This window comes from Geomonas diazotrophica, from assembly GCF_018919385.1.
GTDB classification, from domain to species: Bacteria; Desulfobacterota; Desulfuromonadia; order Geobacterales; family Geobacteraceae; genus Geomonas; species Geomonas diazotrophica.
The window spans coordinates 488,331-510,634 of sequence record NZ_JAHLMF010000001.1 but is presented as its reverse complement, the minus strand read 5'-3'; the positions used below and the strand labels follow the sequence as shown (position 1 = coordinate 510,634).

Annotated in this window: 29 protein-coding genes; 21 read left to right on the top strand and 8 right to left on the bottom strand. The window is 59.0% G+C overall.

The window, feature by feature from the left end; translation table 11 throughout:
- Positions 1–131 precede the first annotated feature (131 nt).
- A complete protein-coding gene (locus KOM00_RS02125) occupies positions 132–341 on the top strand; it encodes a hypothetical protein (protein WP_216497171.1) in 210 nt (69 codons plus the stop codon).
- Between the two features lie 87 nt (positions 342–428).
- On the opposite strand, the gene KOM00_RS02120 is transcribed toward KOM00_RS02125, so the two are convergent.
- Both KOM00_RS02120 and KOM00_RS02115 read right to left on the bottom strand, forming a co-directional pair.
- Positions 429–596 (bottom strand): hypothetical protein, encoded by a 168-nt coding sequence (locus KOM00_RS02120; RefSeq protein ID WP_216497170.1) that lies wholly within the window; start codon positions 594–596, stop codon positions 429–431.
- Between the two features lie 104 nt (positions 597–700).
- Positions 701–1,078: a response regulator gene (locus tag KOM00_RS02115; RefSeq protein WP_216497169.1), complete on the bottom strand. Its 378-nt coding sequence runs from the start codon at positions 1,076–1,078 to the stop codon at positions 701–703.
- 251 nt (positions 1,079–1,329) lie between these two features.
- Here KOM00_RS02115 and KOM00_RS02110 point away from each other — a divergent pair, with 251 nt between their 5' ends.
- The 4 genes from KOM00_RS02110 to KOM00_RS02095 all read left to right on the top strand — a co-directional run bounded on the left by KOM00_RS02110 (position 1,330) and on the right by KOM00_RS02095 (position 3,560).
- On the top strand, positions 1,330–1,509 hold the full coding sequence (locus KOM00_RS02110) for a hypothetical protein (protein WP_216497168.1): 180 nt from the start codon (positions 1,330–1,332) through the stop codon (positions 1,507–1,509).
- Positions 1,510–1,818: 309 nt separating this feature from the next.
- The gene (locus tag KOM00_RS02105; RefSeq protein ID WP_216497167.1) at positions 1,819–2,838 is read left to right on the top strand and encodes an OmpA family protein; all 1,020 of its coding nucleotides are present in this window, start codon (positions 1,819–1,821) and stop codon (positions 2,836–2,838) included.
- Positions 2,839–2,955: 117 nt separating this feature from the next.
- The gene (locus tag KOM00_RS02100; protein WP_236026681.1) at positions 2,956–3,141 is read left to right on the top strand and encodes a type II toxin-antitoxin system HicA family toxin; all 186 of its coding nucleotides are present in this window, start codon (positions 2,956–2,958) and stop codon (positions 3,139–3,141) included.
- A gap of 2 nt (positions 3,142–3,143) precedes the next feature.
- Entirely contained in the window at positions 3,144–3,560 is a 417-nt protein-coding gene (locus tag KOM00_RS02095; protein WP_216497166.1) for a type II toxin-antitoxin system HicB family antitoxin, read from the top strand.
- An 11-nt stretch (positions 3,561–3,571) separates the two neighbouring features.
- On the opposite strand, the gene KOM00_RS02090 is transcribed toward KOM00_RS02095, so the two are convergent.
- Positions 3,572–3,760, bottom strand: coding sequence for a hypothetical protein (locus tag KOM00_RS02090; protein ID WP_216497165.1), 189 nt, complete (start codon positions 3,758–3,760; stop codon positions 3,572–3,574).
- Positions 3,761–3,968: 208 nt separating this feature from the next.
- Between KOM00_RS02090 and ovoA the strand changes: the two genes are divergently transcribed.
- The 3 genes from ovoA to KOM00_RS02075 are packed head-to-tail and all read left to right on the top strand — an operon-like array spanning position 3,969 to position 7,696.
- The gene (ovoA, locus tag KOM00_RS02085) at positions 3,969–6,074 is read left to right on the top strand and encodes a 5-histidylcysteine sulfoxide synthase (protein WP_216497164.1); all 2,106 of its coding nucleotides are present in this window, start codon (positions 3,969–3,971) and stop codon (positions 6,072–6,074) included.
- Positions 6,071–7,228: a MalY/PatB family protein gene (locus tag KOM00_RS02080; RefSeq protein ID WP_216497163.1), complete on the top strand. Its 1,158-nt coding sequence runs from the start codon at positions 6,071–6,073 to the stop codon at positions 7,226–7,228. The genes ovoA and KOM00_RS02080 overlap by 4 nt, the downstream gene beginning before the upstream one ends.
- 3 nt (positions 7,229–7,231) lie before the next feature.
- Positions 7,232–7,696 carry a DsrE family protein gene (locus KOM00_RS02075; RefSeq protein WP_216497162.1) on the top strand — a complete coding sequence of 155 codons (465 nt, stop codon included), beginning with the start codon at positions 7,232–7,234 and terminating at the stop codon, positions 7,694–7,696.
- Between the two features lie 90 nt (positions 7,697–7,786).
- Here KOM00_RS02075 and KOM00_RS02070 read toward each other — a convergent pair whose 3' ends face one another.
- The gene (locus KOM00_RS02070; RefSeq protein WP_216497161.1) at positions 7,787–8,830 is read right to left on the bottom strand and encodes a GMP reductase; all 1,044 of its coding nucleotides are present in this window, start codon (positions 8,828–8,830) and stop codon (positions 7,787–7,789) included.
- Between the two features lie 244 nt (positions 8,831–9,074).
- Here KOM00_RS02070 and KOM00_RS02065 point away from each other — a divergent pair, with 244 nt between their 5' ends.
- Positions 9,075–10,331 (top strand): MFS transporter, encoded by a 1,257-nt coding sequence (locus KOM00_RS02065; protein ID WP_216497160.1) that lies wholly within the window; start codon positions 9,075–9,077, stop codon positions 10,329–10,331.
- A 34-nt stretch (positions 10,332–10,365) separates the two neighbouring features.
- Here the strand turns inward: KOM00_RS02065 and KOM00_RS02060 are convergent, their stop codons facing one another.
- Both KOM00_RS02060 and KOM00_RS02055 read right to left on the bottom strand, forming a co-directional pair.
- Positions 10,366–11,373: a tRNA dihydrouridine synthase gene (locus tag KOM00_RS02060; RefSeq protein ID WP_216497203.1), complete on the bottom strand. Its 1,008-nt coding sequence runs from the start codon at positions 11,371–11,373 to the stop codon at positions 10,366–10,368.
- Positions 11,374–11,518: 145 nt separating this feature from the next.
- On the bottom strand, positions 11,519–12,022 hold the full coding sequence (locus tag KOM00_RS02055) for an FKBP-type peptidyl-prolyl cis-trans isomerase (protein ID WP_216497159.1): 504 nt from the start codon (positions 12,020–12,022) through the stop codon (positions 11,519–11,521).
- Between the two features lie 219 nt (positions 12,023–12,241).
- Here KOM00_RS02055 and KOM00_RS02050 point away from each other — a divergent pair, with 219 nt between their 5' ends.
- Positions 12,242–12,448, top strand: coding sequence for a MerR family transcriptional regulator (locus KOM00_RS02050; RefSeq protein WP_216497158.1), 207 nt, complete (start codon positions 12,242–12,244; stop codon positions 12,446–12,448).
- Between the two features lie 98 nt (positions 12,449–12,546).
- On the opposite strand, the gene KOM00_RS02045 is transcribed toward KOM00_RS02050, so the two are convergent.
- A complete protein-coding gene (locus KOM00_RS02045; protein ID WP_216497157.1) occupies positions 12,547–13,005 on the bottom strand; it encodes a hypothetical protein in 459 nt (152 codons plus the stop codon).
- A gap of 230 nt (positions 13,006–13,235) precedes the next feature.
- On the opposite strand from KOM00_RS02045, the gene KOM00_RS02040 reads away from it, so the two are divergent.
- The 4 genes from KOM00_RS02040 to KOM00_RS02025 all read left to right on the top strand — a co-directional run bounded on the left by KOM00_RS02040 (position 13,236) and on the right by KOM00_RS02025 (position 16,488).
- The gene (locus tag KOM00_RS02040) at positions 13,236–13,883 is read left to right on the top strand and encodes a YceH family protein (RefSeq protein WP_216497156.1); all 648 of its coding nucleotides are present in this window, start codon (positions 13,236–13,238) and stop codon (positions 13,881–13,883) included.
- Between the two features lie 9 nt (positions 13,884–13,892).
- A complete protein-coding gene (locus tag KOM00_RS02035; RefSeq protein WP_216497155.1) occupies positions 13,893–14,189 on the top strand; it encodes a DUF2288 domain-containing protein in 297 nt (98 codons plus the stop codon).
- A 140-nt stretch (positions 14,190–14,329) separates the two neighbouring features.
- On the top strand, positions 14,330–15,052 hold the full coding sequence (locus KOM00_RS02030; RefSeq protein ID WP_216497154.1) for a DUF1847 domain-containing protein: 723 nt from the start codon (positions 14,330–14,332) through the stop codon (positions 15,050–15,052).
- Between the two features lie 179 nt (positions 15,053–15,231).
- Positions 15,232–16,488, top strand: a complete 1,257-nt coding sequence (locus KOM00_RS02025; protein ID WP_216497153.1) for a tyrosine-type recombinase/integrase — start codon at positions 15,232–15,234, stop codon at positions 16,486–16,488.
- Between the two features lie 13 nt (positions 16,489–16,501).
- Here KOM00_RS02025 and KOM00_RS02020 read toward each other — a convergent pair whose 3' ends face one another.
- The gene (locus KOM00_RS02020; RefSeq protein ID WP_216497152.1) at positions 16,502–17,098 is read right to left on the bottom strand and encodes a hypothetical protein; all 597 of its coding nucleotides are present in this window, start codon (positions 17,096–17,098) and stop codon (positions 16,502–16,504) included.
- A 152-nt stretch (positions 17,099–17,250) separates the two neighbouring features.
- Here KOM00_RS02020 and KOM00_RS02015 point away from each other — a divergent pair, with 152 nt between their 5' ends.
- The 7 genes from KOM00_RS02015 to KOM00_RS01985 all read left to right on the top strand — a co-directional run bounded on the left by KOM00_RS02015 (position 17,251) and on the right by KOM00_RS01985 (position 22,303).
- Positions 17,251–17,454 carry a helix-turn-helix transcriptional regulator gene (locus KOM00_RS02015; protein WP_216497151.1) on the top strand — a complete coding sequence of 68 codons (204 nt, stop codon included), beginning with the start codon at positions 17,251–17,253 and terminating at the stop codon, positions 17,452–17,454.
- 56 nt (positions 17,455–17,510) lie between these two features.
- Complete coding sequence (locus KOM00_RS02010; RefSeq protein ID WP_216497150.1) at positions 17,511–17,717, top strand: hypothetical protein; 207 nt, start codon at positions 17,511–17,513, stop codon at positions 17,715–17,717.
- Positions 17,718–18,047: 330 nt separating this feature from the next.
- A complete protein-coding gene (locus KOM00_RS02005) occupies positions 18,048–18,764 on the top strand; it encodes a hypothetical protein (protein WP_216497149.1) in 717 nt (238 codons plus the stop codon).
- Complete coding sequence (locus tag KOM00_RS02000) at positions 18,761–20,017, top strand: DnaB-like helicase C-terminal domain-containing protein (RefSeq protein WP_216497148.1); 1,257 nt, start codon at positions 18,761–18,763, stop codon at positions 20,015–20,017. Before KOM00_RS02005 ends, KOM00_RS02000 begins: the two co-directional genes overlap by 4 nt.
- 158 nt (positions 20,018–20,175) lie before the next feature.
- Positions 20,176–20,427 (top strand): hypothetical protein, encoded by a 252-nt coding sequence (locus tag KOM00_RS01995; protein WP_216497147.1) that lies wholly within the window; start codon positions 20,176–20,178, stop codon positions 20,425–20,427.
- 369 nt (positions 20,428–20,796) lie between these two features.
- Positions 20,797–21,057 (top strand): Mor transcription activator family protein, encoded by a 261-nt coding sequence (locus KOM00_RS01990; protein ID WP_216497146.1) that lies wholly within the window; start codon positions 20,797–20,799, stop codon positions 21,055–21,057.
- A gap of 64 nt (positions 21,058–21,121) precedes the next feature.
- Positions 21,122–22,303 carry a phage major capsid protein gene (locus KOM00_RS01985; RefSeq protein WP_216497145.1) on the top strand — a complete coding sequence of 394 codons (1,182 nt, stop codon included), beginning with the start codon at positions 21,122–21,124 and terminating at the stop codon, positions 22,301–22,303.
- The last annotated feature ends 1 nt before the right edge of the window (position 22,304 follow it).

The following is a 22,304-nucleotide window of genomic DNA, read 5'->3' as shown; positions in this document are numbered from 1 at the left end:
TAATTTAAAGACGGTCGTATTTAATTTAAACAAGGTCGTAGATTAAATAAACCGGGCTCTTCATTAAGCACCACCCCTCCTTCACGGGGATAAAAGGGGGCGTTGACGCCAAAAGTGAGGGGAGAATTGCGATGGTGAAGGGCGCTTCGGCTAAATTGCAGGGGCTTGTCGTGTTTGAACCACTTTGTTTAACAAAAAGCGGCCCTCGTTTTTTTAAAGCAGGTCTTACATTAGAAAAAGCGGGTCTACTTTTATTTAAAGTGACCCCTATATTAGAAAATGAACGCCTCGTTTCCCTAAAAGGTGGTGGTATGAGGGGGCGAGGAGTTGGCCTGGCGTGATATGAAGGGGCGGCTTTTACCGAAACTCCCCGACGGGGAATCCCAAACGGCCAAGGACCGTTCCGTCGGGGCAGCTTTCGAGAAAAACTACCTGCGCCCACCGTACGGACCGCGTCCATAGCGGCCATCGTAGTCGTTGTAATACCCTCCGTGATGCTGTCCGCGGTAATAATCATCGAACGGCACGACAACACAGGCCGACAGCAGTGACGGTAACACCACTAGTGCGATCAGATACCGGATTTTCTTTTTCATCTCGAGTCTCCTTTTTCCCCGGGGCATGTTGCCACCGTCTACAGGTTAAAAGGAAATTGAGGATGAAATATGGAACAAAGAAGAAAATACGCCAGTTTGCCGTTTCAGGCGCCGCACAGGACTTGCTTGATGGTGTCGTAAATCTCTCTTGGCTCGAAAGGTTTCTTGAGTATCCCCTTGGCCCCGACCTTCATCACCGCGTTGGTGTCACTGGGGCAATCCGAGGCGCTGCTGGTCAGCACATTGGCGTTTTTGTTCAGCGCGATCATCTCCCTGGTGGCGTCGATACCGTTTTTGACCGGCATGTAGACGTCCATTATCACGATATGCGGGCGATGTGTGAGAAACATCCGCACCGCCTCGATTCCGTCTGCCGCCTCGGCAACTACCGTGAACCCGATCCTGCTGAGGATATCGCGCAACGAATCACGATAAAACGCCTCGTCGTCGACTATCAGTATCCGTACGTCCTTCAGGGCCATTGTTCCTCCTTTGCGCTTGGCGCCCAAGAATTTTCCAGAAGAAGCTGCGATGGCTGCGTTGCAATTGCGGGATCATTCGGGTCAATGCCTACCCGTCTTCCGTGGATTTATAGAACTTTCATTCTCGTACGTCAATTAGAATATATGAAGTTTGGAATACCAAGATTTCCCAGCTTCGGGGGGGAAGTTCGCCAACGTCACGGGAGACCTGCTATGATAGGGGCATCAACTCGCACGAAAAGGAGAACGACATGAGCGAGAAGGAAAGCTGCCCAAAACCGAAACAACACCCGGCGCATATGTGCCAGTTGAAACATGAGGGGAGGATCGAAGAGATCGACAAGCATTCGGCCAGACCTAAATTCGTCTGCAACCGGTGCCGAGCCAAGGCGGACGAGGAGGATTACCTCTGCAATCCGCGGTCACTGTAGCACCGCGCGCCTTTACGTATCGACGGCCGCTGACCCGCATCGGCGGCCGTCTTCTCAAGAGCCTCCGAAGTGATGATCCTCAAATCAGCACAGCACACCCACCAACAGTGTGAAGACAAATTAATTCCGACCTCTGCTGGAATACCTAATCATTTCAATGTAAGTTTATATCCGCCGGCTTGGTATGTGTTGGCTGCGACTGCAGATCAACCAATATCCGAAGTCGGCTGTTTTTATGATCCCGCCCCCTGTTCCAGTCGCGACATTCCGACTGACAGTTGAATGGGAAAAATGTGATAAGGAGGCAACATGAGAAGAGAGAAACAGTTGAAGGGGGCTTTGCTGCTGGCAGCTTTGGTGTCGGTGGGAGCCATGTCCGGCTGCGCCCACTACGAGGTGAACAACGGGCGCGGCAATATCCCCGGCTACTACATCGTCGCCGACGTCCAGCAGGCGGACAAAGCCGTGGAAACGGCACGCGCCGAGGGAAAGGACAAGCTCTGCCCGGCCGAGTTCGCGCAGGCCGAAGCCGCCAAGAACCAGGCCTATGACGTCCTGAGGGCCTGCCACACCGAAGAAGCGATTGCGCTCGCCAAGGATGCGACCGCCAAGGCCAAGGCTCTCTGCCCGGCCAAGGCTCCCGAGCCGCCCAAGCCCGCGCCCAAGGCGGTCGAGCCGCCGCCCCCCGCCGCTCCCACGGACCAGTTGACCATCACGCCTGCTTCGGTCACCAAGGGAGACTCCGTCACCCTTAACTGGCAATCAAGCAACGCGACCAACTGCGTCATCGAACCGGGCATAGGGCCGGTGCAGCCGGCGGGGTCTATGGTCATTACCCCGCAGGACAGCGCCAACTACATCCTGACCTGCACCGGTGCCGGTGGCAGCGCGAAGAGCATGGCGAAGGTCGACGTGGCGGTGCCGGTGCCGGCGCCGAAGCCCGCACCGGTCGTGGTCGTGCCGCCCCCCGAGCCGGCCAAGCTGTGCAAGCCTACGGTGATCAACGTAAAGTTCGACACCAACAAGTCCGACATCAAGGCCGAGTACCACAACGAGCTGAAGGCGCTGGCCGACTTCCTGAAGGAGTTCCCCAACGCCAAGGGGACCATCGAAGGGCATACCGACAGCGTCGGGGACAAGGCCGCCAACATGAAGCTCTCGCAGCGCCGCGCAGACAGCGTGCGCAACTACCTGGTCAAGAACTTCGGCATCGCGCCGGACCGCATCAAGGCGGTAGGGTACGGGCCGACCAAACCGGTGGCGAGCAACAAAACTGCGGCAGGCAAGCAGCAAAACCGCCGCATCGAGTCCAACTTCAGCTGCGACTAGCGTTCCGTACAAAATGGCCGTAAAACAAAAGAAGGCGTCCCCTGCCACGCAGGGGGCGCCTTTTCGTTTGAGAAAGCGACTTGTTGACTTACACCTTATATGTTGTATATCATCCGAATGACCGGGAAACAGCTTAAAAAGCTGCTGCTGGAATCGGGATGGCGGCTGGATCGTATCTCCGGCAGCCACCACGTCATGATCAAGGATGGTCGCCGCTCGATCCCCGTCCCCGTTCATGGCCATGCGGACCTGCCCAAGGGGCTGGTGCATGCGGTCCTCAAACAAGCGGGAATAAAGGAATAGAAATGCTTTCGTACGCCGCACGCATAAAAAAAGAAGCAGACGGTTACTTGGTAACCTTTCCTGACTTTGATAACGTCATGACCTACGGCCTCACGATCGAGGAAGCCCTGCTCAATGCTGAGGAAGCGCTGAACGGTTGCCTGGAGTCGGATTTTGAGCGGAATTTCAAAATACCGGAGCCGTCTCACATGAGTGGGAAGAACGTGCACCAGATCCCGGTGGCGCCGCACGTCGCAGTCGCAATCATGCTCCGGGCCCTGCGTGCCGAGCGCTCGCAGATGGAAATCGCAAAGCAGTTGAACATTGCCTACCAGGTCTATCAGCGCCTGGAGAATCCCCGCAAGGCGAACCCTACCATCAAGACGCTCGAGAAGATCGCCAAAGTCTTTGGCAGACGTGTCGAACTCGGCTTCGTTTAAGCCAACCGCCTTTATTTCCTGATCAGATCGGCCACCGCCCCGGCTCCCCGCAGCACCCCTTCGAGATTCACCACCGTTCTTCCCCCTGACAGGTCGCTCTGCTCGCTTACCTTCAGGCCGTACTCTCTGAGCCGGTCACCGACGTATTGCGCCGCGTCATTAAGCGCATGGCAGTTGGCGAGGCGCAGGCAGCTACCCACACTATGGCTGACTTGTAATTCATAGAACGACTCCTCCCGGGAGCCTCCAACCTGCGAAAAGGATGAAGTTATCACCCGCGGTGTCAATATCGGGACTGTCACCTGACCCGGCGACGACGCCTGCAGGAAAAGTTCTGGTATCATTTGAAACGGCTGCTTCAGTCAGAAGGAAAACTGCGTGTGACAGCAATAAAACCTGGGGGCGGACATGGATCTGAAAAAAACTCATAGCGTGGTATTGAACGAAGGCGATCCTGAACAGAAACGCGCCGAGATACTTGAATACTTCAACGCCACGTTCACGATAGATGAGCTGCTCTATGACACCTTGAAGGATGACGGTGCGTTCTACCTGAGGGCGGATCGGCTGCGTCACCCGCTCATCTTCTACTTTGGGCACACCGCCTCGTTCTTCGTCAACAAGCTGGTGATCGCCCGGCTCATCGAAAAGCGGATCAACCCGCGCCTGGAGGCGATGTTCGCGGTCGGCGTGGACGAGATGTCGTGGGACGACCTGGACGAGACTCACTACGATTGGCCCACCCGGGGCGAGGTGAAGGCGTATCGCGACCAGGTGCGCGAGTTGGTGACAGGGCTGATCAAGACCCTGCCGCTCACCCTCCCCATCACCTGGGAGAGCCCCTTCTGGGCCATCGTGATGGGGATCGAGCACGAGCGGATCCACCTGGAGACTTCCTCGGTGCTGATCCGACAGCTCCCCATCGACCGGGTGCGCCGCCACGAGTTCTGGGAGATCTGCCGGGATGCGGGCGCCCCCCCGGAGAACGAGCTGGTTCCGGTTCCCGGAGGAGAGGTGGTGCTGGGCAAGGAAGAGGGGCATCCGCTCTACGGCTGGGACAACGAGTACGGTCATCACGAGGCTCAGCTGCAGGGGTTCGCCGCATCGAAATATCTCGTGTCCAATCGCGAGTACCTCTCCTTCGTGGAGGCCGGCGGGTACCGCGAGGAGCGCTGGTGGAGCGAGGAGGGGTGGCACTGGCGCAACTTCAAGAATGCCGAGCACCCGCTGTTCTGGGTGGAGCGCCCGCACGGCTGGGGGCTGCGCACCATGGTGGAGGTGATCGATCTCCCGTGGAACTGGCCGGTGGAGGTGAACTACCTGGAGGCGAAGGCGTTTTGCAACTGGCTCGCCGACAAGACCGGGAAACGGATCCGTCTTCCCAGCGAGGACGAGTGGTACCGGATCTACGACGTCGCCGGCGTGCGCGATCCCCAGGAGTGGAGCGAGGCTCCCGGCAACATCAACCTCGCCTACTGGGCGTCGTCCTGTCCGGTGGACCGCTTCCGCTTCGGACAGCTTTTCGACGTCGTCGGCAACGTCTGGCAGTGGACCGAAACCCCCATCTACGCTTTCCACGGGTTCCGCATCCATCCTTGGTACGACGACTTCTCGACGCCGACCTTCGACACGCGCCACAACCTCATCAAGGGGGGCTCCTGGATCTCCACCGGCAACGAGGCGACCCGCGAGTCGCGCTACGCCTTCCGGCGCCACTTCTTCCAGCACGCCGGCTTTCGTTACGTGGAAAGCGACAACCCGTTGCAACTGCACGAAGATCCCTACGAGACCGACGCGCTGGCGGCGCAGTACTGCGACGCCCACTACGGCCCGGAGCATTTCGGGGTGCCTAACTTCGCGAAGGCTTGCGCAGACGTCTGTTTGGAGCTAACATCCGGGCGCGCCAGGGGGCATGCCCTCGACCTCGGCTGCGCGGTGGGGCGGGCGAGCTTCGAACTGGCGCGGGGTTTCGAAAGGGTTACGGGAATCGACTTTTCCAGCAGGTTCTTTAGGCTGGCGGCCCGGATGCAGGAGGAGGGGTACCTGCGCTACGCCATTCCCGAAGAGGGGGAGATCGTTTCTTTCCACGAACTGAGCCTGGAGGAGCTGGGGCTTGCCGCGTTGCGTGACCGGGTGCAGTTCTACCAGGGGGATGCCTGCAACCTGCCGGATAAATTCTCCGGCTACGACCTGGTGCTCGCCGCGAACATCATGGACCGGCTCTATTCGCCGCGCCGATTCCTTGCGGGCATCCGCGGCCGGCTCAATCCCGGCGGTCTCCTGGTGCTGGTGTCCCCCTACACATGGCTGGAGGAATACACCAAGAAAGAAGAGTGGCTGGGAGGGTACCGGGAGGCGGGGGAGCCGGTGTGGACCCTGGATGGCCTAAAGGCAGAGCTGTCGCCTCATTTCCGGATGCTGGGTGAGCCGCGCGACGTTCCGTTCGTGATACGGGAGACGCGCCGCAAGTTCCAGCACGGCATTTCCGAACTGACCGTATGGGAGCTTAAATGACGCAGAAGAAGTTCGATTTCGACGAGATCATCGACCGGCGCGGCACCGCGAGCGAGAAGTGGGACAAGTACCGCGACCGCGACGTCATCCCCCTTTGGGTGGCGGACATGGATTTCCGTTCGCCCCCCGCCATCATAAAGGCGCTGCACGAGCGGGTGGAACACGGAGTCTTTGGCTACACCGCGCCGCCCCAGGGGCTGGTGCAGGCGGTGATCGACTCGCTGCAGGCGGAATACGACTGGCAGGTGCGGCGGGAATGGATCACGTGGTTGCCGGGGCTGGTGACCGGGCTCAACGTGAGTTGCCGGGCGGTGGGGGAGCCGGGTGACGACGTCGTTACCTTCACACCGGTCTATCCCCCCTTCATGTCGGCGCCCCCACTCTCGGGGCGCAACGCGATCAACGTGCCGCTCGTTTGCGAAGCGGGTCGCTGGGGCCTGGACCTGGAGGCGCTGGAGGCCGCGGTGACACCGAGGACGAGGCAGCTCCTGCTGTGCAGCCCGCACAACCCGGTGGGGCGGGTTTGGACCCGTGAGGAACTGGTCGCCCTGGATGAGTTCGCCGCGCGGCACGACCTGGTGATCTGCAGCGACGAGATCCATGCCGGCCTGGTCCTCGAACCGGGCGTGCGGCACATCCCGATCGCCACTCTCTCCCCGGAGACCAGCCGGCGCACCATCACGTTGATGGCTCCCAGCAAGACCTACAACGTGCCGGGGCTCGGCTGCTCCTTCGCGGTCATCTCCGACGACACCTTGCGGCGGGCCTTCAGGAAGGCGATGGGGCGCATCGTGCCGCACGTGAATCTCTTGGGCTACACCGCCGCCGAGGCGGCATATCGCGATGGGGAGGAGTGGCGCCGGGAACTGCTGGAATACCTGCGCGGCAACAGGGACCTGGTGGAAGAAGAGGTGACCGGGATGGGGCTCTGTGTGGCGCGGGTCGAGGCGACCTACCTTTCCTGGATCGATCTGCGCAAGACGGGGATCGAGGACCCGGTCCGCTTCTTCGAAGAAGCCGGTGTCGGCCTCTCCGGCGGGAGCGACTTCGGCCTTCCCGGCTACGTGAGGCTCAACTTCGGCTGCCGCCGGGAACTCTTGAAGGAAGCGCTCAGGCGCATGAAGGCGGCCCTTGAGGGGTTGCCCGGGAGGTGACGGATGCTGAGACGACTGTTGTTCTCCTTGCTGTTCCTGCTGCTTAGCGTCGCTGTCGCGGGGGCGGCCCCTAAAGCGGAGGACCACGACGCCCTGGCGGGATTGAAGAGCGCACGGGTCATCTTCGACGCGCGGGTGCCGGACTGGGAACGGCTGGTCTTCAACCTCGAGCTGATCGCGGAAACCTTCGACGGCATGACCGCGCAGGGGGTACGGCCGGAAATGGTGGTCTCCTTCCGCGGCCCCGGCGTCAAGCTTCTGACCGCACCGGTGATCAACAAGGAGGCGCTGGAGCTGATCAGGGAGTTGAAGAAGAAGGGCGTGCGCTTCGAGGCATGTGCGGTCGCCATGAGGGTGTTCAAGGTCGATCCGGCCCTGCTCGTCCCGGAGGTGAAGCTGGTCGGCAACGTGCTGACCTCGCTGATCGGTTACCAGAACAAGGGGTACGCGATGATCACCGTCAACTGAAGGCGCCGCACCACCGTGGCGACTGCCGTCATTTCCCCCTCTCCCGTCTGCCGGCCGGAGCCTGTTGAGGGCGAGGGGAAACAGGCGGCCCTATCCGAAGATCCTGTTCTCCTGTTCCTGCACCCTGATGAAGGTCGTGCGCTTGGTCAGTTCCTTGAGCGCGGCGGCCCCCACGTAGGTGCAGGCGGAACGCACCCCCCCCAGGATGTCGCGCACCGTCTCGTCAATCGGCCCCCTGTAGGGAACTTCCACCGTCTTTCCCTCCGATGCGCGGTAATGGGCGACGCCCCCGGAGTGTTTATCCATAGCCGTCGTCGAACTCATGCCGTAAAAGAGCTTGAACTGCCTCCCGCCGCGCTCAACGATCTGGCCGCCGCTCTCGTCATGGCCGGCGAGCATCCCGCCCAGCATGACGAAATCAGCCCCGCCGCCGAATGCCTTGGCGACGTCCCCCGGACAGGTGCAGCCACCGTCGGAAATGATCCTTCCACCCAGCCCGTGCGCGGCATCGGCGCACTCGATCACAGCAGAAAGCTGCGGATAGCCGACACCTGCCTTTACGCGGGTGGTGCAGACCGAGCCGGGACCGATCCCCACCTTGACGATATCGGCGCCTGACAAGAGGAGTTCCTCGACCATCTCGCCGGTGACCACGTTGCCCGCGACGATAGTCTTGTCGGGGAAGCCGTCCCTCACCTTCTGCACGAACTCCACGAAGCTCTCCGCGTAGCCGTTGGCAACGTCAATGCAGATGAACTGCAGCTTCGGATGATTCGCGATGATGGCGGAGAACTTATCATAATCGCTGTCGGAGGTGCCGGTGCTGACCATGATCCGGTTGTAGATGTCGTCACCCTGGTCATGGTTGTCGAGCCAGGCATCCCACTCGGCCACCGTGTAGTGCTTGTGGAGTGCGGTCAGCATCCCGTGCTCGGCAAGCCGGTCCGCCACCTCGAAGGTCCCGGTGGTATCCATGTTGGCGGCTATGACCGGCACGCCGCTCCAGTCGTACTTGCTGTGCAGGAACCTGAAGTGCCGCTGCAGGTCGACCTGGGCCCTGCTCTTCAGGTTCGATCTCTTTGGTCTGATCAGCACGTCGCTGAACCCCAGCTTAATGTCGCTTTCCAGGAACATCTCATATCCTCCTTCGGGTTCCCTTTGCTCCCCTTTCCGGGGAGGGGCGGGCTTAAGTTGCCAATGGCCGGGCGAATGATTATTCGCCCCTACAGGTTCACGTGCGCGAGGACTTCGCTCGCACTGACACAGCCAGTAAGAGAGTACCGGAAAACACAATGTCCACAAGGTGCATGTGATTCCGCACGCTTGGTTGAGTTTGACCAAGCGCTGTGTTAGAGTGCGCGGCGGAGGAGCGTATACAATGATCGACGAACGTCAGCGCCGCCAGCGCTGGTTGATTTTTTTCATCCTGTCCCTTATCTACATCCTGGTCTACTTCTATCGCGTATCGCTGGCCGTGGTCGCCAAGGACGTCTCTCGCGACCTGCACCTCACCCCGGCCCAACTGGGGTCGCTCTCCAGCATCCTCTTCTACGTTTATGCCGCTGCGCAGATCCCGCTGGGGCCGATGATCGACCGGCTGGGGAGCCGCGTGGTGATCAGCGGTTGCGGCGTGCTGACCGCCATTGGGGGGATCCTCTTCTCGCAGGCGGGCAGCATGGGGCAGGCACTGGTCGCGCGCATCCTCATCGGCATCGGCACCGCCTCGGTATTGATGGCGACCTTCAGCCTTTTCAGCCACTGGTTTACCAGGCAGGAGTTCGGTAAGGTCTCCGGCCTGATGGTCGCGGTGGGGAACATGGGAAACCTGGCCGGGACGGCGCCGCTGGCGCTGGCGGTGGCCTGGATCGGGTGGCGCAACTCGTTCCTCGCCATCGGCGTCATGCAGGCCCTGGCCACGGTGCTGGTCTTCTTGCTGGTGCGCGACCGTCCTGCGGTGGCCGTGGAAGGTGCCGGCGAGCCGGCGCCGGTGAAGATGGGGATGTTGCAGGCGTGGAAGCACATCACGACCAACCGGGACTTCTGGCTCTTGGCGGGGCTGGCCTTCGCCTGGTACGGATGCTACCTGGCGGTGCAGGGGCTGTGGGGGGGGCCGTACCTGATGGAGGTGCTCAAGCTGTCGCGGGAGGAGACGGGGCGGATGCTGATGTTCACCTCGATCGGGTTCATCTGCGGCAGCCTGGTGATCGATTCCATCGCCCGGAAGCTGGCGCATTCCTACAAGAAGACCTTTCTCTGGGGGCAGATACTGCTGCTGATCCTGATGACCGGCTTCCAGGGGCCGCTCGATCATCTCCCCCTGCTGCTATTGGGCGCGTATTTCTTCTGCCTGGGGCTGGCCGTGTCGAGCGGCGTCATGATCTACCCGGTCAACCGCTCCATGTTCCCGGTCTCCATCGTCGGCACCGCGCTCACCTCCATCAACCTCTTCGTATTGTTGGGGGCGGCTTCCGTGCAGCAGATCATGGGGATGGTGCTCGACGCCGTGGGCAAGACCACGCCGGAGGCGACGGCGCAGGCGTTCCATTCGGCCTTCCTGGTCCCTGTGGGTATCCAGGCGGTGGCCGCGGCCCTGTTTTTCCTTGCAAGGGATTACTGGGAAGAGGCTAAGGGGTAGATGCTGGAGGCTAGAGGCTGGGGACTGGTAGGAACTAAGCTGCTAGGTCTTCTACTGCGGCGCGGAAGGCGTGCAGGTTCCTGGCACGCTTGAGCTGCTTCAGCTCGCGCTCCATTTCGTGGTCCTCCACGTTGGAGACCACACCCTTGATCTTGCCCAGCACCTGCATGTCGCCGCAGAAGAGCTTGCCGTAGAGAGGAAGGAGGTCGCTCAGGTAGCGGTGCAGCATGGCACGCCTCTCGGCCAGGTCGGGAGCGGCGGCGGCGCGGCCGCGCAGCCTCTGGAAAAGCATCGGCTCGCCGATGCCGCCGCGGCCGAGCATGAGGCCGGCCGCCCCGGTGCGTTCCAGCAGCTCCAGGCCGAAAGCGGCGCTCCTGATGTCGCCGTTGGCGATCACGGGAATGGCGGTCCGCTTGATCACCTCCGCGGTGACGGCGTGGTCGGCGAACCCTTCGTAGGCCTGGCGCACCGTGCGCGGGTGCAGCACCAGGAAGTCGATCCGGGAGCTCTCGAAAAGTGGGAGCAGCGAGAAGATCTGCTGCGGGTCCTCGTACCCCGCACGGATCTTGACCGAGAAGGAGCCGCGTATTTCCTGCCGCAGCGCCGGGATGATCTCCTGCAGCAGTTCCGGGCGCTTCAGCATCCCGCCACCGGTCAGCCCGCTGGTCATACGCCCGTAGGGGCAGCCCATGTTCAGATTGATGTGCACCGCGCCCGCTTTCTGGGCGGTCCGTGCCGCGGCGACCAGCGCGTCCCTACCGTGCCCGATCAGCTGGACCACCAGCGGCACCCCGTTCTCTTCGGCGGCGCACTCGCGCACGTCCCCCGGCATGAGGAGCTTCTTCTCCGACTGGGAGTTCACCCGCATGAATTCGGTCCAGACCACGTCCGGGCGCACCCATTTCGTGAACAACTCGCGCAGCGCGCGGTTGGTGAGCCCTTGCATGGGGGCGAGCATGAGCGGTTTCTCTCCCGGGTTCCAGGGGAGCACGTGCTTCGCTTGCGGATTGGCGGCGGGAATGGTTGTTTCTGAGGTATGCATCTTCTTCAAGGAATGACGCGCCTCTGCATGCGGGGAGGCGGCTCGTGGTTCGACGCCGTTTTCGTTGTGAATCGTGTGGGGGCGAATGATTCGCCCCCACATTTCAGTCAGTGCAACGGCGCCCCCGCAAACAGGGACGGTTTATCTAGAGGACTTCCAGCAGCTCGATCTCGTAGGTGATGTCTTCGCCCGCCAGCGGGTGGTTGGCGTCGACCACGATGGCGGTCTCGTTCACCTCGACCACGACCACGTCGACCGGCTCGTCGTCGTCGCCGGTCAGCTCCAGCTCCATGCCGACTTCCGGCTCGATGTCGCCGGTAAGCTGCTCGCGGCTGATGGCGAAGACCTCGTCCTCGTCGTACTCGCCGAAGGCGTCCTCGGCCGGGATCACGATGGTCTTCTTCTCGCCGGGGGCCATGCCGACCAGGGCCTCTTCGATCTGCGGGAAGAACTCCTCGTTGCCGATGGTGAATTCCATCGGGCCGGATTCGCCGCAGCCGCAGTCGTCGTCTTCGCAGCCGTTATCGCCGCATCCGCAATCGTCGTCTTCGCAGCAACCGGTGTCGAGGGTGGTGTCGATGATGGTGCCATCTTCCAAGCTGCCGGTATAGTTGATCCGTACTTTGTCGCCTTTCTTTGCAATTGCCATTTTTACTCGGTTCCTTCTCATGGGGTTGATGTCTAGCTCCAGGCTATTCCCGGATGGTACGTGGGACGGTGCCCGCTAGTCCAGCAAAATCTGGTGCCGGTCCTCTTTTTTTGTTTGCTGTGACTTTCAGGTGCCGGCTTTGTCAGGACAATCGGCACTTTACTGCACGGGTCTCCTTGTGGAATCATTACCACATGGGGGGGAAGGAGGATTCAGGCCATGTCGGAAACGAAGAAGAAAGTGACGATGGAAGAGTGGAACTCCAGGTTCAGGTCCCTCGGGGTGGACGACAACCTCATGGGGCACTGGCACACCCTGTTCGAAAGGGAAAACCCTTCGGGGCACCAGAGTTTCCTGGAATGGCTGGGACTCCCCGAGGAGCGGATAGCGCAGGTGCGCGCCAAATCCGCGGAATCGAAAAAATAGCCCCAAAAAAAGAAGCCGCCACGATAGCGTGGCGGCCTTCTCGAAAGCCGGCTCTTCGCCCCTTAGGGGCGTTTCTTTTCTTTAAACTCGACCTCAGCCTATTTGGAGCCTTTCTTCACCGCGAAGCTGTAGCACTGCAGGTAGGTGAGGACGGTGAGCAGGAAGCTGTAGATGATGATGCTGAGGATGAAGGGATCCGGCGGGGACGCCAGGGCGAAGATGAAGTAGAAGCCCAGGACGGACATCTTGGCCACATCGGTCCATCTTTTTTTCTTGGCGAACTCCTTGGCCTCCTCCTGGGTCGGTGACATCCCGGCGATGGCGAGGTCCCGCTCGGCTTCCTTGGCGGCGAACCTGAAGATGGGGTAGAAGAGCAGCAACTGGATCACGAAGGCATAGACCACCCCGTTCATGAAGCGGTAGCCCCTGCCCACTGCCTGCAGCCGCTGCTGGAAGTTGACCGCGGTATAGATCAGCAGGGCGATCAGCCCGAACTGCGCCACGGTAAATATCTTTATCGTCTTGTTGATCTTCTTCAGATCCAGGTTAACCGCCATGTCATCTCCTTGCGCGGATTTGCTGCTGCCGCCTTAACTGTGCCATACCATAACAAATAAAATATTGTTATACAACAGAAGAGTCTTCGCTGCCGCAACCGCTCTTTTTGCATTGAACCATGTCCGGGAATCTAGTAAGTTGGAGCGACTTCACGCCCGGGTATGGCATAAGGTGCAATCCCCGTTGTTTTATTGATGACCAGAAGCCCCCGGATAAAGGAGCTTTCCCCATGGATGTGACCCTTAACGCCATCGAAGTTAGAGTGCTCGGTTCCCTGATCGAGAAGGAACTGACCACGCCGGAGTATTACCCCCTTTCCCTGAACGCGCTGGTGAACGCCTGCAACCAGAAATCGAACCGTGACCCGGTTGCCAACCTCGATGAGACCGAGGTGACCGGCGCCCTCGACACCCTGCGCTTCAAGCAGTTCGCCCTCCTCTCCGGCGTTGGCGGCAGGGTGTCCAAGTACCGTCACGCGTTGGTGGAAAAGTTCCGTTTCACCCCGGCCGAGCTCGCGCTTTTGTGCGAGCTGATGCTGCGCGGCCCGCAGACGGTGGGGGAGCTGAGGACGCGCGGCGAGCGGATGCACGCCTTCGCAGACCTTGCCGAGGTGGAGGCGGTGCTGCAGGACCTGATGGAGAGGACGCCTCCGCTGGTGACGCGCCTGCCGGTTCAGCCGGGACGCAAGGAGCCGCGCTACTGCCAGCTCTTGTCGGGCGAGCCGGATCTCGCCGAACTGGCCGCTGCGCCGGAAGCTTCGAGGGGGGGCGCGGACAGCAAGCGGATCGCGGAGTTGGAGCAGGAGGTTGCCGGCCTGCGCGAGGAGGTGGCGGCCCTGCGCCAGACCATCGCCGATTTCAAGAAATCTTTCGAATAGGAGTTTGACATGACCGATGCCAAGGAGGAACTTGCCACCAAGGTTGATATCGCCGACTGGCTTTCGCTCAGGGCGCACCTGGAGCGCGGCGGGGTGATCGTGGTGGACCCGCTGCTGGAGCTTGTCGAGGTGGGGGCGGCCCTCGCGGCGGACGAGGTGCAGGCGGTGCAGCGCTGGCTCTCTTCGTCCCTTTTGACCAAGCCGAGCCTCGAGCAGGTAAAGAAATGGGATGCCGAGAAGGGGAAGATCTTCAACTGCCTGATCGTCTCCCCCTACGTGTTGATCCAGGAGCCGCTAAACCCTTGACGCAAAGGCGCGGAGGCGCCAGGACGCAGAGAGACGCTTTGGCTGGGGAAAGCCAGCAGCTCAAATTTTCATGACGGCCTGCCTTTGCGGCATGGCGTCTTCGGTTAATCGTCTTTGGTTGGAGCTTACAAGGAGGAGACATGGAAAAGGAGTACGCCGAGGTCACCTGCGCGAGCTGCAGCGCGGTTTGGCAGAAGAAAGGGACCACCAACTGCTGGAGCGGAGATCCGGCCACCGCGCCGCCCAGGCCCGGGAACTGTCCGGCCGACCGGCATGCCGCCGTGGTGAAGGAAACGGCGGAGCTGATGAAAGGGGAGAGCGAGGACGCCAAGATGGCGTTCGTGGCGGCCCGCGTCGAGGGGCTTTGCTACCAGCCCATCCCCGGCAGCGACGCGGTGAACGCGCGCTGGACCCGGGTCGAGGACACCATCGCCTTCGCGAAGCTCATGGGTTACCAGAGGATCGGTATCGCAACCTGCATCGGCCTGCTCGACGAGTGCGAGCGGCTGGTAGCCATCCTGAAGGCCCAGGGATTCACCCCCTTCAGCGTCTGCTGCAAGGCGGGGAGCATCGACAAGAAGGAGTTGGGACTGGCCGAAAGCGACAAGGTGCGCCCCGGGACCTTCGAGCCCGCCTGCAACCCGATCGCACAGGCGGAGATCTGCAACAGCCTCGAAACCGACATGAACATGATCGTCGGCCTGTGCGTCGGCCACGACATGCTTTTCAACAAGTACTCCAAGGCCCCGGTCACCACGCTTGTCGTGAAGGACCGCGTCACCGGCCACAACCCCGCCGCCGTCCTCTACGGCCAGAATTTCTATTACAAGAGGCTGCAAAAGGGGCCTATGGTAATTGAATAGTTTGCTCACATTTGTACATATTGATATTCTTTAGCAATATCAATAAATTACGCTTGACTCCGCGTCCAATGAACCGCTAAGCTTTAGTACAGCTTTAGCGGTTTTTTTATTTCTCGACCTACCCATGTCCTACCCGCGTTGCGGGTTTGTGCTCGTGGGTAGGAAAAAGAGGGGTGCCTATGCCGAAGATCAACCTAACGTTGCGAGAGATAAGACAGATAGTCCCACCGGAATCCGGGAGGGTGGATTATTTCGACACCGAGTTGAGAGGTTTCTTGTTGAGGGTGTCCGCCGACTTCCCGGACAAGGGAGGGGTGAAGCAGAAGGGCGCCCGCGTGTTCTACGTTCAGGCAGACGTAATGGACCCGGCAAAGGGCAAATACGTCACTCGTAAGGCCAAGGTAGGGGCCTTCGGCGAGTTGACCCCTGACGAGGCACGTGGGAAGGCGCGCGTGCTTCTGCAGCAGCTCCGGGCTGGGCAACCTGTTGCCCCTTCCAACGTGCCGACGCTAGCCAAGATGTTAGAGATCCATCTGGCCGACAAAAACTTCAAGCCGCGGACGGAGGATTCGTACCGGTCGGAGATACCGGTCAAGTTTGCTACCTGGATGGACTTGCCGCTCACCGAAGTCAGTAAGATCCCCGCCGACGTCATCATCGACCGCTTCAAGCTGGTTGAGAAGGCCCACGGGAAAATGTCGGCGAAGAACAACTTCAGCAAGCTGCAGGCCATCTTGAATTACGCTAAGGTGAAGTATCCGGCCGCGATGCCGGTCAACCCCTGCTCCGTCATCGGTATCGCTGGCTTGTGGCCAAAGACAGCCAGTCGGGATGACTGCTTGAGGGGGAATGACTTCAAGGTCTTCAGGGAGGGCATCAAGTCCTTCAACGAGATCACGCAGGACTGTTACGTGTTCTGTCTATACCATGGCTTGCGGAACCGGGAAGCGGCGGGGCTCCGGTGGGAGCATGTCGACCTAGAGGAGACGACTCTGGTCCTTCCAGACACGAAAAGCAACCAGCCGCTGAAGGTCCCTCTCTCGCGGCAGTCCCTCGAGATCCTGAAACGGAGACGGGCAGAGAACCCAGAGGACAATCCCTTTATTTTCCCTTCCCTGAATGCCAATCATGCGAGCAAAACGGGGCACATTGCCCTGAAAGCCGACCTCCTCCAGTACAAGACCGGACTCAAGCTAACCGTTCATGGTTTGCGCCGGTCCTTCACCACGATTGGGGAGAGGCTGAAGCTTCGCAGGCAGGACATTGACAAGCTGACGAACCACTCAGACGGGAGCGTGACGGGGAAACATTACGATTGCACCGACGTCGACGACCTTCGCGCACCCCTCCAGGCTATTGCAAACGAGATTGAGCGGCTAATGGTTCATGGGGTGTGTGGGAAGGTGGTCGAGCTGGTGACTAGGGCGGTTGGATAGCTGCGAGGCTGTTTTATTTCCGAGGAATATCTTTTACTGCTTTCTCCAAACGAAGAAATAGTGGGTTTAACAGCTCTCGCACCTGTTCGAGCCGCTTTTCTGCCGTCAAGCCAGGCTCTTCTAAAATTCTCTTCGTCTCTTCTACGAATTCCTCTACTGCGGCCCTGCCACCTAGGGCCCCTTCAAGTCCGCCTTCGCCCAGTGCTTCGTCTACGAGCCTCACGCGACGCTCCACGGCCTGCATAAGGTCGGACCTATACTTATCCTCAATGGATTTCTGTCGCGCCAATTCAACTTCTTCAGGCCCAAGCGCCACTCCTCGCTCAAAGGCAGCTTTAGCCTCTTCATAATCCCCTTGCATTTTCCCACACAGCCACTGTGCGGGCACCCTGAGATATCCAGACATGTTTAGCACGAAGGTGGTAGTCAGAGGCTTTTTCTTGTTGAAAACCTGGCCAACATAGGCAGGTGAAACACCGACCTCCTTTCCAACCTTCACGAAAAGGCCATGAGCACCCCATTCTCCTCTCGTTCTGAACACCTCGATTAATTTATCAAGCACAATCTGCTGATTTTGCTCATTTTTTAGGAATTCGGACAAAGTTTCCATATTTATCCTTGCAAAAAATCTTTGTTTAGTTTAGTTTGTCTTTGTATTGATTGGTTGTCATAATGAATATAACGGAAAGTTTCCGAAGCCGCAACATCCGTGAAGAAAGTTTCGGGTGCTATGCGCATCTCCGCGCGATGGAAGGAGGTCTTATGGGTAACAAGTTGTTGAACGAGAAGGAGGTGGCCGAACAGATCGGCATGTCGGTTCATTGGCTCCGTCGTATGCGCATCACGGGCGGGGGTATTCCTTTCCTTAAAATGGGGAACGGAGCAAAAGCCGGGGTCCGTTACGAAGTAGACGCTGTCGAAGCTTTCAAGCGTAGCCGAGTTAGGACGTCAACCAGCACCTACTGACCGGCCCACACGCCGGGAATCCGCCCCTTGGGGGCAAATCTACGGGGGGGATGAGTATGACAACTGTGGAAATGAAGGAAGCGATCGATAGTGTAGCCCAGCTGGTCAAGACCCTGGACTGGACGAAGCGTGTCCATGTTCTTGATCATATGGCCAGCTTGCTGGATAAAGATGGTTTCCTTGATGCGCACCCTGTTCTTAAAGCAGAGATCACATCATGCAGACGGCGTATGCTCGAAAAGGCACTGAAAGAGGCTGCATAACTGCCTGTCACTTGCCCGTCGTGAGACGAGCGTCCCGCAGCCGCGGGGGCCCCTTTGGGCCTGGATAGGTTCGGAGGACTACCTTTGCGCGAGAACACGCGCCGGAGCCGGTATGAATCAAAAAACTAAAGGGGTTCTTTTGGGCACCCCCTATAAAGCCCTTCGTGTGTCTAGATCTCTAGTGAACGGAGCGAATGAGGCCGCTAGGAAGGCTGACATTTTGCGGAAAATAAACTCCCCCCTTGCATTTCTCCATGAACGGCGCCGTCAGGCGTTCATTTCCTATGCAAAAAATCACTTTACGGCTGAGGCCATCGCGGCGGTGATCTGATGAGTCCTCCAGAGTGCATCCCAGGCGGTTTCATTAAGTCATGGCGCAAGGAATTGGACTCCGACATTTGGATGATGCCTCCGATCTATCACCGCGTCTGGTATTGGTTGAGGCTACATGCGCAATACGAAGCCTTTCTGTTCCCGACCCTCCACCAATACGGCATATGGGTTCTCCCGGGCCAAAGGCTTACCAGTTTGCAGCAGATAGCCGAAGGCGTGAAATGGACGGAATGGGGCCGGGAAGTCATACCCAACAAGAAGACGATTAAGGGCGTGCTGGATTGGCTGGAACACCGGGAGATGGTAACGGTAGAAAGTAACTCAAAGGGCACGTTGATAACTATTGTAAATTGGACCACTTACAACCCGCAAGCGCTGCCGGAGGTAACGGGAGATAGTAACGCGGAAGAAACGCGGGTCGGACACAAGAAAGAAAGAAAAGAAAGAAAAGAAGAATCCTCTAGGGGGAAAAGTTTCGTCTCCCCCACCGAGGCCGAAGTGGGTGCATATATGGTTGAAGTCGAATTTGACGGTGACCCTGCAAGGTTCATCGATTTTTATGCTTCGAAAGGCTGGATGATCGGCCGGAATAAGATGAAGGACTGGAAAGCGGCTGTGAGGACCTGGAAAAGCAATTCTGCCAGCCGATACTTGGCACCCGCAACAGACGAATATAGCCGCCCCACTAAAGCACAGTTGGAGGCCATTATATGAGCACAGAAAACCAGTTTGTCGATACAACAGCAGAGCGGGAGGTAATGGGAGCACTCCTGTTTGACTCAGACATCTTCCCGGATATCCGCAGCATCATATCGCCTGATCACTTCTCTGATGGAAGATTGGCTGCGGTCTTTAAGAACTTCGGTGAGCAATACGAGACACGCGGCCATCTCGACCTAACAACTATTGCAGAACTTGCGCACGTTCCGGTTCCGTTCTTAGCGCAGTGCATGGTTGATGTGATCCCATCCCTTGCGCCTGGTAAAGCCCGTCGGCTTTCTGCCTTAGCCAACAAGCGCATGGTGAGAATGCGGGCTCTTCAGGTTCTTTCTCAACTCGGGACCCTCACAGTTGAAGAAGTAGCAAGGAACTTCTCGGATATTGCAGCGGATGTTGTCACAAGTAGCTCCTCAAAAGCCGTTTATGACTCCGCTTCGCTCTGCAACAGAGTTGTGAAACTTCAAGAGGCACGTGCCGAGAGGCGGCCTGAGGTGCGGGGGCTCGAAATTGGGTACAGCATTCTTGGTCGGCTGTTGAAGGGCCTGCAACCTAAGCGGATTACCGTCATTGCAGCAGCTACCGGCTTTGGCAAGTCAACTTTGGCCCTTAACCTCCTTCACAACATCATCATCGCTGGCCACCGGGCGCTGTTCATCTCGAATGAAAACGATGTGGACTTGAACCTCGACCGTCTTTGTGCAATTCACTCTGGCCTCAAGGTTAAGGACATCGAGAGCGGGGAGCACTACCAGGTGGCTTGCAGCTTTGGGGAGACGTTCCACCGCTCTGGTATCTTCATGACCGATAACAGCCCCCGGACCATAGAGGAGGTGGTGGGGACCATCAGCAAATTTGTGATCCAGCACAAGGTTCAGGTGGTCTTTATAGACTACATCGGAGAAATCAGCCATTCCGGTGACAACCGAGAAACAGAAGAGGCACGTCTCGCGAGATATGCCCAGAAGTTGGTGGACTGTGCGAAATCCCTAGGAATTCACATGGTGGTAATGGCGCAACTCAATAGACAAGGGAATAGCAAGGGACGGCCGTCTAAAGCGGAACTCGCCGGCTGTTTCAAAATCGCTCAGAAAGCACACTCGCTTTTGCTCTTCTGGCAGGACGAAAGGAGGCGCGATGTCCTCACGGTTGAAAAGAATAGGCAGGGACCAGCAGGGATCGACATTGAAATGAACTTCAACCGTACGACGCAGCAAATTTTCGAAAACAGTGTGCTCACGGCGGATTAACGGCGGAATGGAAAAGAGTGTTTCAAATCTGGTCCTGCCATGCCCAGTGACAACAGAGGACGCAAATTTTATGGCGTCCCTCCTCGAGGCCGTGAAGCAGAAACGCCGGGAGGCGACCGGCGGGCGAAGGGTCTACACACCAGACAAGGAGAACAAGCATGTCCGAAAGCCTGAGCGATAGAATGCTGCAACTGGTCAAACAAATCGGAGACCTTCCTGACGAAGGTGCGATTGATACTGTGCTGGCACGCACCATCATAGTTGGGTTCATGGACGTGTTGATGGAGGTTTCCAGCCTCTACGCGGGGTCCCTGGCTGTGACTCACGAGTTGGCAGTTAAGAACGACCGGCTCATTCAGCAGAACGACAAACTGATAACGGCAGCGGTGCGAGGCCCGGGAACGGCATGATCTGCGGGGAAGGGCAAGGCGATGTGGGCTGTCCGCAACCAAGAAGCGGAGGAGAGAACGTGAGACCAGAAAATCCGAGAGTAACTAGAAACGAGGCCAACAAGGCCAGAAGAGTTGATGTCCGCACTGTGCTTGGCTTCGGCCAGGGTGTGGTTGTCCGGTGCATCATGTGCAAGCTGCCAACGGAATACAACCCGGAGACCAGGAAGACTCTTTGCCCGTACTGCGGAGAAGAGAGCCATGCCCTCGATTATATGCTCCACCGCGGGCTCCCTTTGGGCCGCGCGGTCCAGGCTCTTCTCAGGTGGGAAGCAGAACAGAAAAAAGTGAACTGTTCACATGGAAAGTTCAGTGCGCCCGGGGGTATAAATGAGCATCCTGACCGAACTTCAAACGGCCCTTCTTGAGGAGTTCGACCAGGGGACCGCTGAACGGGTGGTGGAAATCGTCCGTTCCCACTTCGGCGGGGAAAGCTACTATATCCCGCGTGCCGCCCCTCTGAGGCAGGAGACGATAAGACAGGCAGCCGCCTCGCTAGGCGTGAAGGAAGCGGCGAAAGCATGCGGGGTGACCGAACGCTGGGTGTACCAAATCCTGGGACGGGCCCAAGGACAAAAGACGAAATTCTAACACGGGGAACGTCGGGAGACAGTGCCTCACCAGCCACGCTGTGAAGCGTAGCGAAGGAGAAACGATGGCAATCAATCTGAAGGAACTGCAGCACCGTAGAGGCCGTGCGTTGGTCGAGGCTAGGAGACTTTCCGAAGTGGCCGTCCGCCAACGTCGCGGCCTCAACTTTTTGGAACAGGTCCAGGTGGACCGGGCGCTTTCTGAGGCCCTCGACCTCAGAACGCAGATCGACAACGAGATCCGCGCCGGCCGGGTCCTCAAAGGTGAGCACTTCCGCGGCACGGACTACTCCGACGCAATCCGTAGTGTCCTGGTGAACGGCCGCTCCAGGGTGACCGAGCCGGAGCAGCGGTCTCTCATGGCAGGTGCCGACGCCCAGGGTGGCTTCTTGTGGATGCCGGAGGAGTGGGCCGGCGAACTGGTTGCCGTGGTCACGAACCTGGTACGCGTCCGCCAGCTCGCCAAGAAGTACACCATCACTCAGGCCAACGCCTTCGCAGCACCAACCGTTGAGAGTGACTTTGATGACCCTGACTGGACGCCTGAGGTCGGCAAGATCAAGGACGATGCAGGATTCCAGGCTGGCTGCCGGCTGCTCACTCCCCACCAACTCACCAAGGGCGTTAAGATCAGCGATGCCCTTCTCCGCTCAACCGCCGGTTTTGCCGAAAGCGTCGTCATCGACCGCCTCGGGTATAAGCGGGGAGTCGCAGAGGAAAAAGCCTTCCTCACCGGTGACGGGCACCAGAAAGCACTGGGCGTTTTTACCCCGTCCGATAAAGGTGTCCCGGTTACCCGCGACGTTCCGGTGGAGCTGGGCGCCAACGCCACGATCCCCACGATCCTCGATGCCTTAACCGCAGCCAAATACTCCATAAAGGCCCAGTACTGGCAGAACATGGAGTGGTTCGTCCACCGCACCGTCCTGCAGATCGTCGCGACCCTGAAGACAGTTGAAGGTCAGTACCTGTACGAGGCCTCAGATGATCCCAACCTCCCCGATCTGCTCCTAGGCCGCCCAATCAACCTGTCAGAATACGCACCCAACACCATTGCCTCCGGCGGCTACCTCGCGTGCCTCGGCGACTTCACCCAGGGGTATGCCATCGCCGATTTCCTTGAGCCGAAGATCAAGATCCTGAACGAGCTCTATGCCATTGAAGGTCAGACGGGTGTCATCCTCCAGGCGTGGACAGACGGCATGCCGGTCCTCGCTGAGGCTTTCGCCCGGGTGAAGGTGGCCTGAC

Excerpts from the sequence above, each read along its gene's own strand:
- KOM00_RS02000 (WP_216497148.1), top strand. The coding sequence starts at position 18,761 with ATGAGCACAGAAAACCAGTTTGTCGATACAACAGCAGAGCGGGAGGTA.
- KOM00_RS02105 (WP_216497167.1), top strand. The coding sequence starts at position 1,819 with ATGAGAAGAGAGAAACAGTTGAAGGGGGCTTTGCTGCTGGCAGCTTTG.
- KOM00_RS02055 (WP_216497159.1), bottom strand. The coding sequence starts at position 12,022 with ATGGCAATTGCAAAGAAAGGCGACAAAGTACGGATCAACTATACCGGC.
- KOM00_RS02065 (WP_216497160.1), top strand. The coding sequence starts at position 9,075 with ATGATCGACGAACGTCAGCGCCGCCAGCGCTGGTTGATTTTTTTCATC.
- KOM00_RS02095 (WP_216497166.1), top strand. The coding sequence starts at position 3,144 with ATGCTTTCGTACGCCGCACGCATAAAAAAAGAAGCAGACGGTTACTTG.
- KOM00_RS02010 (WP_216497150.1), top strand. The coding sequence starts at position 17,511 with ATGACAACTGTGGAAATGAAGGAAGCGATCGATAGTGTAGCCCAGCTG.
- KOM00_RS02020 (WP_216497152.1), bottom strand. The coding sequence starts at position 17,098 with ATGGAAACTTTGTCCGAATTCCTAAAAAATGAGCAAAATCAGCAGATT.
- KOM00_RS01985 (WP_216497145.1), top strand. The coding sequence starts at position 21,122 with ATGGCAATCAATCTGAAGGAACTGCAGCACCGTAGAGGCCGTGCGTTG.
- KOM00_RS02040 (WP_216497156.1), top strand. The coding sequence starts at position 13,236 with ATGGATGTGACCCTTAACGCCATCGAAGTTAGAGTGCTCGGTTCCCTG.
- KOM00_RS02005 (WP_216497149.1), top strand. The coding sequence starts at position 18,048 with ATGAGTCCTCCAGAGTGCATCCCAGGCGGTTTCATTAAGTCATGGCGC.
- KOM00_RS02025 (WP_216497153.1), top strand. The coding sequence starts at position 15,232 with ATGCCGAAGATCAACCTAACGTTGCGAGAGATAAGACAGATAGTCCCA.
- KOM00_RS02050 (WP_216497158.1), top strand. The coding sequence starts at position 12,242 with ATGTCGGAAACGAAGAAGAAAGTGACGATGGAAGAGTGGAACTCCAGG.
- KOM00_RS01990 (WP_216497146.1), top strand. The coding sequence starts at position 20,797 with ATGAGCATCCTGACCGAACTTCAAACGGCCCTTCTTGAGGAGTTCGAC.
- KOM00_RS02015 (WP_216497151.1), top strand. The coding sequence starts at position 17,251 with ATGGGTAACAAGTTGTTGAACGAGAAGGAGGTGGCCGAACAGATCGGC.
- KOM00_RS02075 (WP_216497162.1), top strand. The coding sequence starts at position 7,232 with ATGCTGAGACGACTGTTGTTCTCCTTGCTGTTCCTGCTGCTTAGCGTC.
- KOM00_RS02080 (WP_216497163.1), top strand. The coding sequence starts at position 6,071 with ATGACGCAGAAGAAGTTCGATTTCGACGAGATCATCGACCGGCGCGGC.
- KOM00_RS02035 (WP_216497155.1), top strand. The coding sequence starts at position 13,893 with ATGACCGATGCCAAGGAGGAACTTGCCACCAAGGTTGATATCGCCGAC.
- ovoA (WP_216497164.1), top strand. The coding sequence starts at position 3,969 with ATGGATCTGAAAAAAACTCATAGCGTGGTATTGAACGAAGGCGATCCT.
- KOM00_RS02060 (WP_216497203.1), bottom strand. The coding sequence starts at position 11,373 with ATGCATACCTCAGAAACAACCATTCCCGCCGCCAATCCGCAAGCGAAG.
- KOM00_RS02100 (WP_236026681.1), top strand. The coding sequence starts at position 2,956 with ATGACCGGGAAACAGCTTAAAAAGCTGCTGCTGGAATCGGGATGGCGG.
- KOM00_RS02030 (WP_216497154.1), top strand. The coding sequence starts at position 14,330 with ATGGAAAAGGAGTACGCCGAGGTCACCTGCGCGAGCTGCAGCGCGGTT.
- KOM00_RS02070 (WP_216497161.1), bottom strand. The coding sequence starts at position 8,830 with ATGTTCCTGGAAAGCGACATTAAGCTGGGGTTCAGCGACGTGCTGATC.
- KOM00_RS02125 (WP_216497171.1), top strand. The coding sequence starts at position 132 with ATGGTGAAGGGCGCTTCGGCTAAATTGCAGGGGCTTGTCGTGTTTGAA.
- KOM00_RS02115 (WP_216497169.1), bottom strand. The coding sequence starts at position 1,078 with ATGGCCCTGAAGGACGTACGGATACTGATAGTCGACGACGAGGCGTTT.
- KOM00_RS02045 (WP_216497157.1), bottom strand. The coding sequence starts at position 13,005 with ATGGCGGTTAACCTGGATCTGAAGAAGATCAACAAGACGATAAAGATA.
- KOM00_RS02120 (WP_216497170.1), bottom strand. The coding sequence starts at position 596 with ATGAAAAAGAAAATCCGGTATCTGATCGCACTAGTGGTGTTACCGTCA.
- KOM00_RS02110 (WP_216497168.1), top strand. The coding sequence starts at position 1,330 with ATGAGCGAGAAGGAAAGCTGCCCAAAACCGAAACAACACCCGGCGCAT.
- KOM00_RS01995 (WP_216497147.1), top strand. The coding sequence starts at position 20,176 with ATGTCCGAAAGCCTGAGCGATAGAATGCTGCAACTGGTCAAACAAATC.